We start from the raw sequence: 16,559 nt of genomic DNA, 5'->3' as shown, positions 1-16,559 counted from the left end.
GACTGCTGGCGGATGATCGCCCCGCCACCGATCACATCGGCACGGCCGGCATGCATCGGCCCGAGCGCCAGGCGCTGCGCCTTGGTCATGCCGATCAGCTGCTCGCACACTTTGAGCAAATCGTCAAACCCAATGCGGGACAGATGAATTGCGTCGGGATCGTATTCGGTCATGCCCTGCGCCAGCGCCGAGAGCGTCGTCATCGTCCCGGCCACCCCGACCCACGTGCACGCGCGTTCCACCGGCACCACCTTCAGCGCCTGGCGCTCGGGCCGATGCATGCCGGCCGTGCCGATGTGATCGGTGGCGGGGCGATCATCGTCGAGGAGTTGGCGGCCGTGCTCAGCCGACGGGCCGGCATCGAAGAACTCGTCGTCAGCGAACACGACATTCTCGACGGCATCGCGTTGTCGATCGCCTGACCGCTCGGCGCTTCTCTCTGCGCGCCCGTTTCTACCTGTGGGTTGTTGATTGCGTGGTGCAGCGACCCTGTGGTGGAAAGCGGCGGCACGACCCCGGCCAAGCGGTGGCGTGGTGTAGCGGGGCGGTGGCTCACCCGTCACTCGTCGCGCCGGTTTCTACCTGTGGGCTGTTGATTGCGTGGTGGAGCGACCCTGTGGTGGAAAGCGGTGGCGTGGTGTAGCGAGGCGGTGGCGAAGTGGTGGCTCAGCGGTGGTCCACCCGTCACTTGGTGCGCCGGTTTCTACCTGTGGGCTGTTGATTGTGTGGTGGAGCGACCCTGTGGTGGAAAACGGCGGCACGACCCCGGCCAAGCGGTGGCCCACCCGTCACTCGTCGCGCCGGTTTCTACCTGTGGGTTGTTGATTGCGTGGTGCAGCGACCCTGTGGTGGAAAACGGTGGCACGACCCCGGCCAAGCGGTGGTCCACCCGCCAAATCCACACACAAAAACAACGGCCGAACGCGGTCACCCGCGCCCGGCCGTTGCCGTGACTACTTAGATCAGGCCTGCGGCCCGTGGTTGCTCGCCGGAGCGACCACGGGGGCCGGGGCCGGCGTGGTGACGACAGGCTGCGTGCCTGCGGGAACCAGCGCCGGCTCAGAGGCCGGAGCAGCCGGAGCCGGAGCACCCGGAACGCCCTCGGCCGGCGGCACCGCGGTGGCGGCGCTGCCTGCGCCCGCGGCCGGGGCACCCTCGGCGACCGGCGTGCCGTGTGCGACCGGGGTCGACTCGGGGGCCGGAGCGCCCGGAGCGGCAGCCGGAGCGCCCTCGACCGGAGCGCCCGGAGCACCCGCAGCCGGAGCACCCGGGGCCGGAGCCGCCGGAACGGCTTCGGTGCCCGGCGGAGTCGCGGCTGGGGCTGCCTCGGTGCCGGCCGGGGTCGCGGCGGGCAGATCAGCTGCACGGCTGCCTGCACCGGTACCGGCCGGGGTGGTCTCGGTGGCGGCCGGAGCAGCGGCGGGGGGGGGCGGGGGGGTGGCGGCGGCCGGAGCGGCAGCACCAGGTGCGGCGGCAGCCGGGCTCGGGGTGGCGGCCGGAGCGGCGGCGGCCGGGGCCTGACGCTTCGGGGCGCCGGCGGCCGGAGCAGCGGCGGGTGCGGCAGCGGGCTTGTCCCACACGAGCAGGTCGCGGCCACCGGCGTTGTAAACCACCTCGGTCGGCTGGTCACCGGTCACGTCGAAGTAGATCTTGCCGCTGGTCTTCTGACCCTGCGCGAGAGTGGCCGGGTTGACGCCCTGCGGGCTGGGCACCTGGAACAGGGCACGGTAGTTCTGCCCGTCGGCGGCGCGGATGTTGAAGTTGGAGACGATCGGCGTCACCGAGCCCTGAAGGGCTTCATTGGTGGCGGTGACCTCCCACAGGGTGCCGCGAACCGGGTAGTTGATGGTGTCGGTGCTCGGCTTGAGGTCGGTGACCGTCCAGCCCTGCGCGCCGTTGTCCAGCTTGGCCTGGCTGCCGAGCGAGGCGGTGGTGACGCCGCCGTCTTCGGCGAGCGCCATCGGGGCCGCACCGACGATCGCCGCCGCGGCGATGGCCGCTCCGGCAAAAGCCGTACTGATGTTCGTCATCTTCAAGGCATTCACTCCTGACTGGTCCAAAACACGTGGCAGGCCCCCGGCAGTGGGACACCCACTTCATGCGAAGTTAGCAGCTTAAGAGGACGATTAGGAACACCAGTTCGCAGTTTGTGCCACCGGTGCCTGGCAGAAAAGGGGGCCGAGAGGCCGGTGCCGCAGCCTGGGTACAGCCTGTGTGACCAGTATGTTCGCGCTGTGCGCGCGGTCACGACCAGCCGGTTCTCCGCCACCTCGAATCTGGCTGAGTGGTAACCATTGATTTGGGCTCCGCCGACGGTTCAGTCGACGTTCAACGACGTTCAACGACGGTCAACCGGCCATGGACAAGCCCGCGGCGACCGCGAAGCCCAGCACCGCTGCCAGCCCGGCGTTCTCTTTCGCCTTCTCGGTGGCCTCCGGAATCATCGAGCCGACGAGCATGACCAGCAGGGCCCCGGCGGCGAAGCCGTTGATCGCGCCTTGGAACTGGTCGCCCGCCACGTGTTGGAGCTGATAGCCGCCGACGGTGGACAGCGCGCACAGCGCGGCGATCGCCGTCCAGCCACCCACGATCCGGCGCGCCGGCTGCCCGGCGGACCGCATGTCGCTGGCCGAACCGATCGCCTCGGGAAGGTTGGACACGAAGATCGAGACCACCAAGGCCAGGCTGACACCGGCCCCGCCGGCGATGCCGATGCCGAGCGCGGCCTGTTCGGGGATGCCGTCCAGTAACGCGCCCAGCAAGAGCGGCAGACCGGCCATCTGGGTTCCGTTGCGGCCCAGCCGATCTACGGCGTGGTCGGCGGCGTAGAACACCACGGCTCCCACGGCCAGGCCGAGGGCCACCGCCCAGGCGCCGCTGGCGCGGAAGCCCTCCTCGGCGAGTTCGAACGAGATGCTGGAGATGAGCGCTCCGGCGCCGAATCCGAGCACGAGGCCGACGAGGCGTCGATTCCAGTCGCGGATGACACCGGCGACGGCACCGATGAGTAGTGAGGATGCAGCGACCAGGCCCCAGGTCAGCGCGGAAAGCACATGGCGCAGCATAGGCCAGCGCGGGAGCCGGGCGCGGGGGATGAGAAGGACAGCGAACACACGAGATCACGTCCGATCGGCGTGATCGACAAATATTCGGGAGCGTGGCGAGTGCGGGTGGTGGCCTGTCGTCGGTCGCCCGCGCGACAGGCCACCGACGGCGTCAGCGCCGCGCGTTGCAGTTCGGGGGGTTTCCGCAGTGGTGGCCACTGTCGCAGGCATTGCAGCGACAGGTGCACGATCCCTTGGTTGCGATGCGCATCGTTGTTCAACTCCTCACTGTTCGGGTGCCGTCGGTGTGGCCGGCAGCAAACTCCCGAGTTCGGGCGGATATCAACATATAACGACTTCACAATAGTTCGGGCCACCGTGAAAATAAAGGATTCCGGCAACCCCGTGCGTCGTGGTCGGCCGGCTTGTCGGCCGCGGCGGCGACCAGGTGAACAAAGCGTGAAAACCAGTGGCGGAAGCGGCTTTACGGGCTCAGGCCGTGGTGTCGCGGGCGCCGAGGCGCAGATGCTCGATGTGGTAGACGGCCTCGTCGAGCAGCTGGGCGACATGGCTGTCGTAGAGCCGGTAGACGATGTTGCGGCCGGACCGGTCGCCGGTGACGAGGCCGAGCGCCCGCAATAGCCGAAGCTGGTTGGAGACGGCCGGCTGTTCCATGCCGACCGCCGCGGACAGTTCGGTCACCGAGCATGGTGACTCGCGCAGGCGGGTCAGGATCAGTAATCGGTTGGGGGAGGCGAGGGCCTGCAGGGTTTCGGCGACCTTGGCTGCCGAGGCGGCGTCGAGTGAGGCTGCCGGCGTCGCGCGCCCCTCTACTCCGTGGCCCATGACGTTTATTCAAGCATGCGGCCCCAAACATCATTGATACATTTCAATCTCTACATGTATAAATGTCTAAGTGCGAGCCCCGCCCGACCGGAAGGCGTCGTCCATGACCGCTCTGTCGACTGACCGCGTACCGTCGCAGCGCACCGCTTCACCCGCGCGCCGGCAGGTCGGTGGCTGGATCTGCTCATTGGACTCCGTGCGCTGGGCCGCCGCCGCCCTGGTGCTGATGATCTGCGGAGGTGTCGCGCACCTCGCGGGCGCGCCCGCGCCGGTCTGGTGGACGCTGTATCTGGCCTGCTACCTCGCCGGTGGTTGGCAATCGGCGGTGTCGGGTTTGCGAGCGTTGCGCGAGCGCACCTTGGACGTCGACCTGCTGATGATCCTCGCCGCGATCGGTGCGGCATCGATCGGGCAGGTCTTCGACGGCGCACTGCTGATCGTCATCTTCGCGACATCGGGCGCGTTGGAGGACGTGGCGACCACCAGGACCGAGCGATCGGTGCGGGGCCTGCTCGACCTGGCTCCGAGCGATGCGACGCTGCTAGACGCCGACGGGTCACAGCGCCTCGTCGACGCCGAGACGTTGCGTCCGGGTGACGTCATCCTGATCCGCCCCGGGGAACGAATCTCGGCTGACGGCACCGTGACCGGTGGCTCTTCGGACGTCGACCAGTCCTCGATCACAGGGGAGCCGCTGCCGGTGGACAAGCAGACCGGCGACGACGTCTTCGCCGGCACCCTCAACACCTCCGGAACGCTGCGGGTCACCGTCACGCGCGACCCGTCGAGCACGGTGATGGCCCGCATCGTCGAGGCCGTGGCCCGAGCCTCCACGACCAAGGCCACCACGCAGCTGTTCATCGAGAAGGTCGAACAGCGCTATTCGATGCTCGTCGTGGTCGCCACCCTCGCGCTGTTCCTCATCCCGTTGGCCTTGGGGGATGATTTGCGCTCAACCCTGTTGCGCGCCATGACGTTCACGATCGTTGCCTCGCCGTGCGCGGTCGTGCTGGCCACCATGCCGCCGCTTCTGTGTGCGATCGCCAATGCCAGCCGTCGCGGCGTGCTGGTGAAATCTGCGGTCGCGATGGAGCGCCTGGCCGACACGACCGTCGTCGTACTCGACAAGACCGGAACCCTGACCACAGGAGCGCCGCGGGTATCGGGGGTGGTGGCGTTGCGCGACATCGACGTACTCGCAATTGCCGCTGCCGCAGAGCAATTCAGTGAGCACCCGATCGGTCGGGCGATCGTCGCCGAAGCCGTCTCGCGTGGCATCACTGTGCCCGAGGCCACCGGCTTCACCGCCAGACCCGGCCGGGGTGTGGCGGCCACCGTCGCGGGGCAGCGGGTCGAGGTCCTCAGCCCGGCGGCCTACCGCGGCCCGGCACTGGCGGCGGTAGACGAGATCGAGACTGCCGGGGCGACCGCTGTCGTCGTGACCGTCGACGGCGCCGCGATCGGGGTGCTGGGGCTGCATGACCGGCCCCGCCCGGAGGCGGCGGCTGCGGTGCGACGTCTGCGTGCCCTCACCGGCTGCTCGCCGGTGCTGCTCACCGGAGACAACCAGGCCGCGGCGCTGCGGCTGGCCAGTCAGTTGGGTATCGACGATGTGCGGGCGGGGTTGCTGCCCGACGACAAAGCGGCCGCGGTACGTCAGCTGGAGGCCGGGGGCCGGCGGGTGCTGATGGTGGGCGACGGCGTCAACGACGCGCCCGCGATGGCGAGTGCACACTCGTCACTGGCGATGGGAGGCTGCGGTGCCGATCTGACCGTCGACACCGCCGACGTTGTCACTGTCGGCGACGACCTCTCATCGGTGGCCTCGGTGATCGCCCTGGCCCGGCGAGCCCGGCGACTGGTGAAAGCCAACCTGGTCATCGCGGCCACCGTCATCACGGTTCTGGTGGCCTGGGACCTGTTCGGGCACTTGCCATTACCGCTCGGTGTGGCCGGTCACGAGGGATCGACCATCCTGGTGGTGCTCAACGGCCTGCGACTGCTCAGGGGCGCAGCACGTCCCTGAGGGCGTCGAGCACCGCCGGGTCCTCGATGGTGGAGGGCACCGGTTCGTCGAGACCGTCGGCGATGCCGCGCATGGTCTTGCGCAGGATCTTGCCCGAGCGGGTCTTCGGCAATGCCGACACCACGTCGACCTTCTTGAAAACCGCTACCGCGCCGATGTTGTCGCGTACCCGATTGATCAGTTCTTCGGTGATCTTGTCGGCTGAGGCGCCGGTCTTGAGCACGACGAACCCGCGCGGCACCTGGCCCTTGAGTTCGTCGGCCACGCCGATCACCGCGCATTCGGCCACCGACGGGTGATCGGCCAGGACCGCTTCGATCGATCCGGTCGAAAGTCGATGTCCGGCAACGTTGATCACGTCATCGGTGCGGCCCATCACGAATAGGTAGCCGTCGGAGTCCAGGTAACCGCCGTCGCCGGTGAGGTAGTAGCCGGTGAACGCGGACAGATATGACGCGACGTAGCGGTGGTCATCGCCCCACAACGTCGGCAGCGTGCCCGGGGGTAGCGGCAGCTTGATGCAGATGGCGCCTTCCTCGCCGGCCTCACACCGGGTGCCGTCCGACCGCAGGATCTGCACGTCGTATCCCGGCATCGGCACGGTGGCCGAACCGGCCTTGATCGGCAGCGGTTCGATGCCCATGGGATCGGCGGCGATGGCCCATCCGGTCTCGGTCTGCCACCAGTGGTCGACCACCGGGATGCCGAGTTTGTCCGCGGCCCAGTGGTAGGTGTCGGGGTCGAGGCGCTCGCCGGCCTGGAACAGGTACTTGAGCCCGGACAGGTCGTAGTCGGCCAGGCGGGCGGCGTCGGGGTCTTCCTTCTTGATCGCCCGGATCGCCGTGGGGGCGGTGAACAGCGCCTTGACGCCGTACTCGGCGGCCACCCGCCAGAACGCCCCGGCGTCGGGCGTGCCGATCGGTTTACCTTCGTAGAGAACGGTTGTCGCGCCCAGCAGCAGCGGCGCGTACACGATGTAGGAGTGCCCGACGACCCAGCCGACGTCGGAGGCCGCCCAGAACACGTCGCCGGGGGCGATGTCGTAGATGTGGCGCATGCTCCACAGCAACGCCACCGCATGGCCGCCGTTGTCGCGGACGATGCCCTTCGGCTTACCCGTGGTCCCCGAGGTGTAGAGCACATACAGCGGGTCGGTGGCCGCCACCGGCACCGGGTCGGCCGGTTGCGCGTCGGCCACCAGCTGCTGCCAGTCGTGATCGCGACCGTCGACCAGCTCGCATGGGCACTGCTCGCGTTGCAGGATGACGCAGGCCCGGGGCTTGTGCTCGGCGAGTTCGAGCGCCGCATCCAGCATGGGCTTGTACTCGATCAGACGCGTCGGCTCGATGCCGCAGGACGCGCTCACCACGACCACCGGACGCGCGTCGTCGATGCGGGTGGCCAGCTCGTGGGCGGCGAACCCGCCGAACACCACCGAGTGCACCGCCCCGAGCCGCGCGCACGCCAACATCGCGATGACGGCCTCGGGCACCATCGGCATGTAGATCACCACGAGGTCGCCCTTGCCGACCCCGAGCCCGCGCAGCGCCCCGGCGAACCGGGCGGTGGCGTCGCGCAATTCCCGGTAGGTGTAGGTGGCCTTGGTGCCGGTGACGGGGGAGTCGTAGATGAGGGCGGCCTGCTCACCGCGCTCGGCCACGTGCCGGTCCAGCGCGTTGACGCAGGTGTTGAGCTCGCCGTCGGGGAACCACCGGTAGAACGGCGGGTTGCTGTCGTCGAGCACCTGATGCGGCTCGCTGGTCCAGGTCACCGCCTTGGCGGCGTCGGCCCAGAACGTGACCGGGTCGGTGATGCTGGTGTCAAAAAGGGCGCGATAGCCGGACATACCGCAAACCGTAATCTGCGTCACTTGCAACGTCTGTGCAACCCTGCAAAAACACCTATAAACGAGACCTTTGCCGCTGGGTGCCAGCCAGGTTTGACCAGGCCGGAGCCGGGTAACCCAGCGAGCACGTCCGGCCACAGCGCGATCACGCGATCATGAGCCGCTGAAGCAAAGGATTGTTCGATGGAATCATCACCGGCCTCAGTGGACAGTTCACTGACCGTCAAACGCGACACCACCGCGAGCCGGCAGCAGGTGTGGGACGTCGTCGCCGACGGGTGGACCTACTCCCAGTGGGTGGTCGGCAACACCCGCATGCGTGCGGTTGACCCGAATTGGCCGGCGCCGGGCAGCCGCATCCACCACACCATCGGCGTGTGGCCCGTCGTCGTCAACGACGAGACCGAGGTCGAGTCCTGCACCCCGGGCCATGAACTGGTGTTACTGGCGAAAACCAGGCCCCTCGGTATGGCTCGAATCGTCTTGCGGCTCAGCGATACTGACACCGGCTGTCGAATCGAGATGGCCGAGGTGCCGGTCGGTGGGCCGTTGAACTGGATTCCGCGGAAGCTGGCGCTGTTGGCCGTCTACCCCCGCAACCGGGAATGTACCGAGCGGCTGGCCTCGTTGGCCGAACGCCGGACCGAGCCGCAGTGAGCGGCGATCAGGCCGATGCGGTGGTGATCGGCGCCGGCCACAACGGGCTGGTGGCCGCGGCCATGTTGGCCGATGCCGGTTGGGATGTGGTGGTGCTGGAAGCTCAGTCGGTACCGGGCGGGGCCGTGAAGAGCGCCGAGCTGTTCCCGGGCTACGTCAGCGATCTCTACAGTGCCTTCTATCCGTTGTCGGTGGTGTCGCCGGCCCTGCAGGCCCTGCACCTGGAAGACCATGGGCTGCGCTGGACGCACGCCCCGGCCGTGGTGGGGCATCCGGGTTCGGCCGAGGACGACGACGTCGCGGTGATCTATCGCGACATCGACCGCACGGCCGCCGAATTGGAGCGCCGTCAGCCTGGTGACGGGCAGCGCTGGTGTGCGCTCTTCGAACAATGGGAGCGGGTACGCACGGGCCTCACCGCGGCGTTGTTCGCGCCGTTTCCGCCCGTGCGGGGTGCGGTGGAGTTGTTGCGCAGGCTCGGTACCGCCGAGACGCTGCGATTGGTTCATTCCCTGCTGCTGCCGGCCGACGTGCTGGTCGAGCAGCTGTTCGAGGGCGAGCAGGCTCGACTGTTGTTGCTGGGCAACGCCATGCATGCCGACGTGCCGATCGACGCCCCGGGCAGTGGGGTGATGGGATACCTGCTGTTGATGATGGCCCAGGACGGTGGCTGGCCGGTTCCGGTCGGCGGTGCGGGGCAGTTGGCGGCGGCGCTGGTGGCCCGGGCCCGCTCGGCCGGCGCGCGCATCGAGTGCGGCCGTGAGGTCTGCGGTATCGAGGTGCGCGGGGGCCGGGCAGTCGCAGTACGCACCACCGACGGGGGCGTCGTACGGGTGCGTCGCGCGGTGATCGCCGACACCTCCGCGCCACGGCTGTACCACGATCTGCTGCCCGAGCATGCCGTGCCTGCTTCGGTGATCGAGGGAATGCGCCGGTTCGTCTGGGACACACCGGTGTTGAAGGTCAACTATGCCCTTGACGGGCCCGTGCCGTGGCGGTCGAAGAGTCTGAACGAGGCGGGCACCGTGCATCTCGGTGCCGATCGCGACGGCCTGATCCGCTGGATGGCCGACCTGAACACCGCGACGCTACCCGAGCGACCGTTCATGCTGTTCGGGCAGATGACCACCGCCGACCCCGGCCGCTCCCCGGTTGGCACCGAAAGCGCGTGGGCCTACACGCATCTGCCGCGCGGTATGGCAGATGACGCCTCGGCGGAGCAATTGGCCGACCGGGTGGGGCAGGTGCTGGAGGAACATGCTCCCGGCTTCCGCGACCGCGTCGTCGGGACGATGATGCAGCAGCCGTCCGACCTGGAGGCCGCCGATGCCAACCTACACACCGGCGCGGTCAACGGCGGGACATCGCAGCTGCACCAACAATTGATCTTCCGGCCCGCACCCGGATTCGGCCGCGCCGAAACCCCGGTGGCCAACGTCTACCTGGGTAGCGCGGGGGCCACGCCGGGCGGCGGGGTGCACGGGATCTGCGGTCGTAATGCGGCCCGCGCCGCCCTGGCCGACGACGGTGTGCTCGGCTGGCCGCGGCGTCGGCTGTCACGGGCCGCCCTGGCGCTCACCCTGGGCCGGCGCTGATTCTTATCGCGAGCAGACATAAACCCGCACGAAATCGGCTGAAAACACGCGGGTTTGCGTCTGCTCGCGGGAGAACGGTCACTCCTGGAAGCGGTAACCCATCCCCGCCTCGGTGAGTAGATGCACCGGATGTGACGGGTCGTCCTCGAGCTTGCGACGCAGTTGCGCCAGATACACCCGCAGATAATGGGTTTCCTTGGCGTAGGCCGGGCCCCACACCTCGCGCAGCAGCTCCTCGCGGCCGACCAACTTGCCCCGGTTGCGCACCAGCATCTCCAACATGCCCCACTCGGTGGGGGTCAGGTGCACCTCGGTGTCGTTCTTGGTCACCTTCTTGGCGGCCAGATCGACGGTGAACGACGCGGTCTCGACCACCGGCTGATCGGTCTCGACTGCCGTCCCGCGCCGCACCGCGGCCCGTAACCGGGCCAGGAACTCGTCCATCCCAAAGGGTTTCGTGACATAGTCGTCGGCTCCGGCGTCGAGCGCCTCGACTTTGTCCGAGGAATCGGTGCGGGCCGACAACACGATCACCGGCGCCGACAGCCAACCGCGAAGCCCGGCGAGTACCTCGATGCCGGACATGTCGGGCAAACCGAGATCGAGCACGATGACGTCGGGACGATGGTCAGCGGCCGCGCGCAGCCCCTGCCCACCGGTGGTGGCGGTGTCCACCTCGTAGCCGCGGACCGACAGGTTGATCCGCAGTGCACGCAGGATCTGCGGCTCGTCGTCGATCACCAGAACTCGGGTCTTGGCGGTCATGCCGGTGCCGCCAGGTCGATCTCGACGGTCAGACCGCCGCCGGGGGTGTCGGTCGCCGAGATGGTGCCGCCCATGGCTTCGACGAAGCCGCGGGCCACCGAGAGCCCCAGGCCGACGCCGATGGTGGTGTTGTGGTCACCGAGCCGCTGGAACGGCGCGAACAGTTGTTCCTCGGCGCCCCGCGGCATCCCGGGCCCTTCGTCGATCACGGCGACCAGTATGCGGTCGGCCACCTGCCCGGCGCTGACCCGGATGGGGCCGTCGGGTGCATAGCGCAGGGCGTTGTCGATCAGGTTGGCCAATACCCGCTCGAGCAAGCCCGCGTCGGCCATGGCAACCGCGTCGCCAACGTCGACCTTCACCCGGTCCAAGCCTTCACGGCTGAAACCCGTGGTGCCCTTGCTGATTCCCAGGAGTGCGCGTTGCACGGTCTCCTCCAGATAGACGCGACGCAGTTCGGGGCGCACCACCCCGGCCGCCAGCCGCGAGGAGTCGAGCAGGTTGCCGACGAGTGCGGTGAGCGCGTCGACGGATTCCTCGATGGTGGCCAGAAGTTCCGCGGTGTCCTCGGCCGAGAAATCGATCTCGTCGCTACGCAGACTGGAGGCGGCGGCCTTGGCTGCGGCCAGCGGCGTGCGCAGGTCGTGGCTCACCGCCGAGAGCAGCGAGCGGCGCAGTTCGTCGGCCTGGGCGATCGCGGCGGCCTTGCCGGCCTCCTCGGTGAGCTCACGTTGTTTGACCAGCCCGGCAGCCTGTTTGGCGACGGCGCCGAGCACCCGCCGGTCACGGGCGGCCAGTTTGCGTCCGGCCAACAGCAGCCAGAACTCGTCGTCGCCGACTTCGATTGCGGTGTCGGCATTGCCGATCTCGGCACACGGTGCCCGGCCGACACACGCCACGATGCTCGCGGTGCCACCATGTTCGCGCAGCAGGCTGACGGCGCGTTGGGAATACGTTTCGCGTACCCGTTCCAACAGCGTGTCCAGATCCGCCCCGCGCAGCACCGACCCGGAGAACAAGGTCAGCAGTTCGGCTTCCTGTGCGGCGCGGCGGGCTTCGCGAGCCCGGCTCGCGGCGCCGTCGACCAGTGCCGCGACTGCCACCGCGATCATCAGCAGCACCACCACGGTGACCGCGCTGTCCGGTTCGGAGATGGTGAACGTGTGGCGGGGATCGACCAGGAAGTAATTCAACAGCAGCCCGGACAGCAGTGCGGACAGCCCGGCCGGCGCCACCCCGCCGAGCAATGCCACGATCAGCACACCGATGAAGAACAGGGCACTCTCGCCGCTGACCCCGAGGTAGGGATCCAGCAGGGTCACGATCACCAGGCTGATCGCCGACGGAACCACCAGCGCCGCAAGCCATGCCACCAGGTGACGGCGGCGCGCGGTGGCCGACGACCAGTCGAACCCCCGACGAGCCTGATCGTGGGTCACCATGTGAACGTCGATCTTGCCGGATTGCTGGACAACCGCGGCGCCGATGCCTTCGTCGAAGATGCGGGCCCAGCGCGACCGTCTCGAGGTGCCGAGCACCAGCTGGGTGGCGTTGCGTTCGCGGGCGAATTCCATCAGCGCCGTGGGTACGTCGTCGCCGACCACGGTGTGCACGCTGGCGCCCAGACTGGTGGCCAGTGCCCGCACCTTGCCCATCTGGGGCGCGGAGACGCCGGACAGCCCGTCGCCGCGGACGACGTGTACCACCATCAGCTCGGCGCTGGATTTCGAGGCGATCCGAGATGCCCGGCGCACCAAGGTTTCCGACTCAGCACCGCCGGTGACGGCGACCACCACCCGTTCCCGCGCCTCCCACGTGTCGGTGATCTTGTTGTCGGCGCGGTATTTGGCCAGCGCGGCGTCGACCTGATCGGCCAGCCACAGCAGCGCGAGTTCGCGCAGCGCGGTGAGGTTTCCGCGCCGGAAGTAGTTCGACAGGGCAGCGTCGATGCGTTCGGGCGCGTAGACGTTGCCGTGGGACAGCCTGCGGCGCAGCGCTTCCGGTGTGATGTCGACCAACTCGATCTGATCGGCCGCCCGCACCACCTCGTCGGGAACCTTCTCCTGCTGCTCGATGCCGGTGATCTGGGTGACCACGTCGTTGAGGCTCTCCAGGTGCTGGACGTTGACGGTGGAGACCACCGTGATACCGGCCGCGAGCAGTTCCTCGACGTCCTGCCAGCGCTTCGGGTTCTTGCTGCCCGGGGTGTTGGTGTGGGCGAGCTCGTCGACCAGCACCACCTGCGGGGCACGGGCCAGCACCGCGGCCACGTCGAGTTCGGGGAATCGGCCGCCCCGGTACTCGACATAACGCGGTGGGATCACCTCGATGCCGTCGAGAAGCTCGGCGGTCTTCTTCCGCCCGTGCGTCTCCACCACCGCGGCAACCACGTCGGTGCCGCGTTCGAGCCGGCGGTGCGCTTCACCGAGCATCGCGTACGTCTTGCCGACGCCGGGAGCGGCGCCCAGATAGATGCGCAGCTCGCCGCGTTTGGTGGGGCTCGACGCCGACGTACTCACAGGACCATCATCCTCGAACTACAACGCGTCGAGGGCGATGTTGAGTTCGAGCACGTTGACCCGCGGCTCACCGAAGAAGCCGAGCGTCCGCCCCTCGGTATGGTCGGCCACCAAGGCCCGCACGAGGTCGGGGTTGACGCCGCGAGCCTGGGCGACCCGATTGACCTGCAGGTCCGCATACGCCACTGAGATGTGCGGGTCCAGACCGCTGCCGCTGGCGGTGACCGCATCGGCCGGCACCGCGGGGTCCGCGGGGGCGCTGCCGCGGATCGGCACGATCAAGCCTTCGCTGTAGTCCTCGCCGGCCTGTGCGCATTCCACCCGCACGCCCTCATAGGTGTCCAGGAACGGGGTCGTGGTGGTGTCGCACGGCTCGTTCACGCTGACCACCTTGGTGGGGTGAATGACGTTGCCGCGGGCGTCGCGCGGCCCGATCACCGACAGCACCGCGCCGACGCCGCCGCCGGTGCAGAAGGGACGGGCCCCGTCGACTCCGTCGAGTTCGCCGACGGCCAGGCTGCGCTGACACACCTGGGTCAGCAGGCTGGGCTTGTCGGGTGCGTCGACGACGCTCTCCGGGCCCAGGTTGCTCGCGCTGGTGGCCATGGGGTCGTAGCCGTCACCGGCGACCGACGGCCGGCTCTGGAAGTAGCGGGGCAGCGGGTTGCCGTCGGCGTCGGTGAACGATTGCCCGATCAGGCTGCTGCCGACCGGCTTTCCGTTCACCTCCACCAGTGAGCCGTCGGCCTTGTCGCTCAGGCCGGGCAGTTGTGCGACGAGCCAGATGAAGACGGGATAGCCGATGCCGAGGATCACGGTGAGCACCAGCAGCGCCCGCAGCGCCGCGGCGTGTTGGCGAACCAGGTTGGAGATATTCATGTCACATTCCCGGGAAGAGTTGGACGACGAGGTCGATCAGCTTGATGCCGATGAACGGCGCGATGATGCCGCCCAGGCCGTAGACGTAGAGGTTGCGGCTCAACAGCTTGGACGCGCTGCTGGGCGTGTAGCGAACACCCTTGAGCGCCAGCGGAATCAACACCACGATGATGATCGCGTTGAAGATCACCGCGGACAGGATCGCCGACTGCGGGCTGTGCAGCCGCATGATGTTCAGCAGGTCCAGGCCGGGGAACAGTGCCACGAACAACGCCGGGATGATCGCGAAGTACTTCGCGATGTCGTTGGCGATCGAAAACGTGGTCAGCGCCCCGCGGGTGATCAGCAACTGCTTGCCGATCTCGACAATCTCGATCAGCTTGGTCGGATCGGAGTCCAGATCGACCATGTTGCCGGCCTCTTTGGCCGCCGAGGTGCCGCTGTTCATCGCGACGCCGACGTCGGCCTGCGCCAGGGCGGGCGCGTCGTTGGTGCCGTCACCGGTCATCGCGACCAGCTTGCCGCCGGCCTGCTCCTTCTTGATCAGCGCCATCTTGTCTTCGGGCGTGGCCTCGGCGAGGAAATCGTCGACCCCGGCCTCGTCGGCAATGGCCTTGGCGGTCAACGGGTTGTCACCGGTGATCATCACGGTGCGGATGCCCATCCGGCGCATCTCGTCGAAGCGTTCCCGCATGCCCTGCTTGACGACGTCCTTGAGGTGGATGACGCCGAGCACCTCGGCTTTGCCGTCGCGGACGTGGCCCACGGCAAGCGGGGTACCACCCGCCGCGGAGATCCCGTCCACGATGTCGCCGAGCTCGGTCGGCACGCGACCGCCTTCGGAGCGGATCCATTCGGCGACCGCCCCGGTGGCACCCTTGCGCAGGCGATGGTCTCCGGACAGGTCGACACCCGACATCCGGGTGTTGGCGCTGAACTCGACCCAGTGCGCCTGATCGAGTTCGCCGGGCGTGCGGCCCCGTAATCCATACTCCTGCTTGGCGAATACGACGATCGAGCGTCCCTCGGGGGTCTCGTCGGCCAGGCTGGACAGTTGGGCCGCATCAGCGAGCTGCTCCGGCGTCACACCCGTCAGCGGTACGAAGGCCGCGGCCTGACGGTTGCCGAGGGTGATCGTGCCGGTCTTGTCGAGCAGCAGTGTGTTGACGTCGCCGGCGGCCTCCACCGCGCGACCGGACATCGCCAGCACGTTGCGCTGCACCAGCCGGTCCATGCCGGCGATGCCGATCGCAGAAAGCAGCGCCCCGATGGTGGTCGGGATCAAACACACCAGCAGCGACACCATGACGATGCCGGAGATGCCGTTGGCGTTGAGCGCCAACGTGTCTGCGACGCCGGGGCTGTTGGCCTTGGAGAAGATGGCCAGCGGCTGCAGGGTCGCGACGGCGAAGACGAAGATGATCGTCAACGAGGACAGCAGGATGTTCAGCGCGATCTCGTTGGGGGTCTTCTGCCGGTTGGCGCCCTCGACGAGGTTGATCATCCGGTCGATGAAGCTCTCACCCGGCTTCTGGGTGATCTTCACGACGATCCGGTCCGAGAGCACCGTAGTGCCACCGGTGACGGCACTGCGATCACCACCGGATTCCCGGATGACTGGGGCCGATTCCCCGGTGATCGCCGATTCGTCCACCGAGGCAATGCCTTCCACGACATCGCCGTCGCCGGGGATGACCTGGCCGGCCTCCACGACGACAAGGTCGCCCTGCTGCAGCAGCGGTGCGGCGATCTCTTCCTCGACGCCGGAATCGGTCAGCCGCCGCGCCATCGTCGAGGTCTTCGTCTTGCGCAGGCTCTCGGCCTGGGCCTTGCCCCGGCCTTCGGCGACGGCCTCGGCGAGGTTGGCGAAGATGACCGTCAACCACAGCCAGATCACGATCAGCGCCGAGAACCACGACGGGTTGACGACAGCCAGGATTGTGCTCCAGACCGCGCCGATCTCGACGATGAACATCACCGGATTACGCCAGAGCGTGCGCGGATCGAGCTTACGCAGCGCGTCGGGCATCGATTTCCACAGCATCTTCGGGTCGAGCAGGCCGCCCTTGATCCGCTTGGAACCGTTGGGTTTCGGCTGAGCGGATGAGGGTGAGGCGAGGGTAGGTACTGACATTTCAGTGGATTCCTTCAGCCAGGGGGCCGAGCGCGAGCATCGGCAGGAAGGTGAGGGCGACCAGGATCAGCGTGACGCCGGCGACCATGCCGACGAACTGGGGTCGATGAGTGGGCAGCGTCCCGACGGATTCGGGGGTCTTGCCTTGGCGGGCCAGCGATCCGGCCAGGGCCAGCACCAGGATGATCGGCAGGAAGCGGCCGAACACCATGGCCATGCCCAGAGCCGTGTTGTACCACTCGGTGTTG

General features: G+C 68.1%; 12 protein-coding genes and 2 pseudogenes. 4 read left to right on the top strand and 10 right to left on the bottom strand.

Annotated elements, in window-relative coordinates; translation table 11 throughout:
• A pseudogene (locus A5699_RS00690) lies at positions 1 to 263 on the bottom strand (exopolyphosphatase); the annotation flags it as partial.
• On the opposite strand from A5699_RS00690, the pseudogene A5699_RS28260 reads away from it, so the two are divergent.
• Positions 255 to 422: pseudogene (locus A5699_RS28260) on the top strand (exopolyphosphatase); the annotation flags it as partial. The pseudogenes A5699_RS00690 and A5699_RS28260 overlap by 9 nt on opposite strands.
• A 540-nt stretch (positions 423 to 962) precedes the next feature.
• Here A5699_RS28260 and A5699_RS30195 read toward each other — a convergent pair.
• From A5699_RS30195 to A5699_RS00675, 3 genes are all read right to left on the bottom strand, one after another.
• Entirely contained in the window at positions 963 to 2,030 is a 1,068-nt protein-coding gene (locus A5699_RS30195; protein WP_157561021.1) for an MPT63 family protein, read from the bottom strand.
• Between the two features lie 318 nt (positions 2,031 to 2,348).
• Entirely contained in the window at positions 2,349 to 3,053 is a 705-nt protein-coding gene (locus A5699_RS00680; protein ID WP_067763945.1) for a ZIP family metal transporter, read from the bottom strand.
• Between the two features lie 483 nt (positions 3,054 to 3,536).
• On the bottom strand, positions 3,537 to 3,890 hold the full coding sequence (locus A5699_RS00675) for a metalloregulator ArsR/SmtB family transcription factor (RefSeq protein ID WP_067763938.1): 354 nt from the start codon (positions 3,888 to 3,890) through the stop codon (positions 3,537 to 3,539).
• Between the two features lie 103 nt (positions 3,891 to 3,993).
• Between A5699_RS00675 and A5699_RS00670 the strand changes: the two genes are divergently transcribed.
• On the top strand, positions 3,994 to 5,916 hold the full coding sequence (locus A5699_RS00670; protein WP_067763942.1) for a heavy metal translocating P-type ATPase: 1,923 nt from the start codon (positions 3,994 to 3,996) through the stop codon (positions 5,914 to 5,916).
• On the opposite strand, the gene A5699_RS00665 is transcribed toward A5699_RS00670, so the two are convergent.
• Positions 5,894 to 7,762: a propionyl-CoA synthetase gene (locus A5699_RS00665; RefSeq protein ID WP_067763935.1), complete on the bottom strand. Its 1,869-nt coding sequence runs from the start codon at positions 7,760 to 7,762 to the stop codon at positions 5,894 to 5,896. The two genes, A5699_RS00670 and A5699_RS00665, sit on opposite strands and share 23 nt — an antisense overlap.
• 183 nt (positions 7,763 to 7,945) lie before the next feature.
• On the opposite strand from A5699_RS00665, the gene A5699_RS00660 reads away from it, so the two are divergent.
• Together A5699_RS00660 and A5699_RS00655 are read left to right on the top strand one after the other, a co-directional pair.
• On the top strand, positions 7,946 to 8,419 hold the full coding sequence (locus A5699_RS00660; protein WP_067763931.1) for an SRPBCC family protein: 474 nt from the start codon (positions 7,946 to 7,948) through the stop codon (positions 8,417 to 8,419).
• Positions 8,416 to 10,014, top strand: a complete 1,599-nt coding sequence (locus A5699_RS00655; RefSeq protein ID WP_067763928.1) for an NAD(P)/FAD-dependent oxidoreductase — start codon at positions 8,416 to 8,418, stop codon at positions 10,012 to 10,014. The genes A5699_RS00660 and A5699_RS00655 overlap by 4 nt, the downstream gene beginning before the upstream one ends.
• A gap of 78 nt (positions 10,015 to 10,092) precedes the next feature.
• Here the strand turns inward: A5699_RS00655 and A5699_RS00650 are convergent, their stop codons facing one another.
• From A5699_RS00650 to A5699_RS00630, 5 genes are all read right to left on the bottom strand, one after another.
• Positions 10,093 to 10,779, bottom strand: coding sequence for a response regulator (locus A5699_RS00650; protein ID WP_067763925.1), 687 nt, complete (start codon positions 10,777 to 10,779; stop codon positions 10,093 to 10,095).
• Entirely contained in the window at positions 10,776 to 13,298 is a 2,523-nt protein-coding gene (locus A5699_RS00645; RefSeq protein WP_067763922.1) for a sensor histidine kinase KdpD, read from the bottom strand. Before A5699_RS00645 ends, A5699_RS00650 begins: the two co-directional genes overlap by 4 nt.
• Positions 13,299 to 13,316: 18 nt before the next feature.
• The gene (locus A5699_RS00640; RefSeq protein ID WP_067763919.1) at positions 13,317 to 14,177 is read right to left on the bottom strand and encodes a potassium-transporting ATPase subunit C; all 861 of its coding nucleotides are present in this window, start codon (positions 14,175 to 14,177) and stop codon (positions 13,317 to 13,319) included.
• 1 nt (position 14,178) lies between these two features.
• Positions 14,179 to 16,311 carry a potassium-transporting ATPase subunit KdpB gene (gene kdpB / locus A5699_RS00635; protein WP_067763916.1) on the bottom strand — a complete coding sequence of 711 codons (2,133 nt, stop codon included), beginning with the start codon at positions 16,309 to 16,311 and terminating at the stop codon, positions 14,179 to 14,181.
• A 1-nt stretch (position 16,312) separates the two neighbouring features.
• Positions 16,313 to 16,559, bottom strand: a 247-nt coding sequence (locus A5699_RS00630) for a potassium-transporting ATPase subunit KdpA (protein WP_197508152.1), incomplete at its 5' end; no start/stop codon positions are given.

Source organism: Mycobacterium sp. E802, from assembly GCF_001666875.1.
Lineage (GTDB): Bacteria > Actinomycetota > Actinomycetes > Mycobacteriales > Mycobacteriaceae > Mycobacterium.
This window is presented reverse-complemented; position numbering and strand designations above follow the sequence as displayed.

Coding starts and splice junctions, on each gene's coding strand:
- A5699_RS30195 (WP_157561021.1), bottom strand. CDS start 2,030: ATGACGAACATCAGTACGGCTTTTGCCGGAGCGGCCATCGCCGCGGCG.
- A5699_RS00675 (WP_067763938.1), bottom strand. CDS start 3,890: ATGGGCCACGGAGTAGAGGGGCGCGCGACGCCGGCAGCCTCACTCGAC.
- A5699_RS00670 (WP_067763942.1), top strand. CDS start 3,994: ATGACCGCTCTGTCGACTGACCGCGTACCGTCGCAGCGCACCGCTTCA.
- A5699_RS00665 (WP_067763935.1), bottom strand. CDS start 7,762: ATGTCCGGCTATCGCGCCCTTTTTGACACCAGCATCACCGACCCGGTC.
- A5699_RS00660 (WP_067763931.1), top strand. CDS start 7,946: ATGGAATCATCACCGGCCTCAGTGGACAGTTCACTGACCGTCAAACGC.
- A5699_RS00650 (WP_067763925.1), bottom strand. CDS start 10,779: ATGACCGCCAAGACCCGAGTTCTGGTGATCGACGACGAGCCGCAGATC.
- A5699_RS00640 (WP_067763919.1), bottom strand. CDS start 14,177: ATGAATATCTCCAACCTGGTTCGCCAACACGCCGCGGCGCTGCGGGCG.
- kdpB (WP_067763916.1), bottom strand. CDS start 16,311: ATGTCAGTACCTACCCTCGCCTCACCCTCATCCGCTCAGCCGAAACCC.